Source organism: Halorubrum tibetense (assembly GCF_042661865.1).
Taxonomy (GTDB): Archaea; Halobacteriota; Halobacteria; order Halobacteriales; family Haloferacaceae; genus Halorubrum; species Halorubrum tibetense.
On the sequence record NZ_JBHSWW010000643.1, the window covers coordinates 1 to 611 of the forward strand.

1 protein-coding gene is annotated in these 611 nt (G+C 48.9%); it reads right to left on the reverse strand.

Going from position 1 to position 611, the window contains the following annotated elements:
- Nucleotides 1-36: 36 nt before the first annotated feature.
- A partial coding sequence (locus tag ACFQEU_RS17505) for a hypothetical protein (RefSeq protein ID WP_379784226.1) occupies nt 37-611 on the reverse strand: 575 nt, incomplete at its 5' end.

The window sequence follows — 611 nt, forward strand, 5'->3', positions numbered from 1 at the left end:
CTTTCTCTTGGTTGAAATGTCTGTAATTTTTGTCATTTAAACCTCCGAGATTAGCTTGCTGAGAAAATCACCTTTGGGATGGTAGGTAAAACCATACGAGGTGTAGTACTGCTTCACAGCGTCGTTGATGGGATTCATGATTCGAATTTCCCGTGCGCCAAGCAGTTCAGCATAAACTTGCAGGGCAGCGGTTACAAGCCGGAAGGTTTTGGGCCTTTTACCTTGATCTACAGGCTGAGACTCGACGAAATCTAGCCGCATTGCTGTTCCGTGATAAGTCGGCCGGCCTAACGAGAGACTAATCAAGCGGGGACCTTGCCAAATGGCCAGTTCAAATCGCTTGGGGTGTCGGAAGCGAAAGCTTGGGTAGCTAGCGAGCCAATCCCAATCGACCCTACGAATCGCAGAGGTTTCCCATACTTTTGAGGCGGTTAATGCTGCTTGATCTATCACCCGCAGCGTGATGTCTGACGTATTGTTATCTGCAAGTGCATTTTGTACTGCGCGTAACGCGCTTTTGCGAATGCTGTCGTATCTTTGTTCTGCGTCTAAATGTAAAGCCTGCATGGGCGTCCTTCCCAAAGCTAAAGGCAGCAATATAGCGCGCGCTG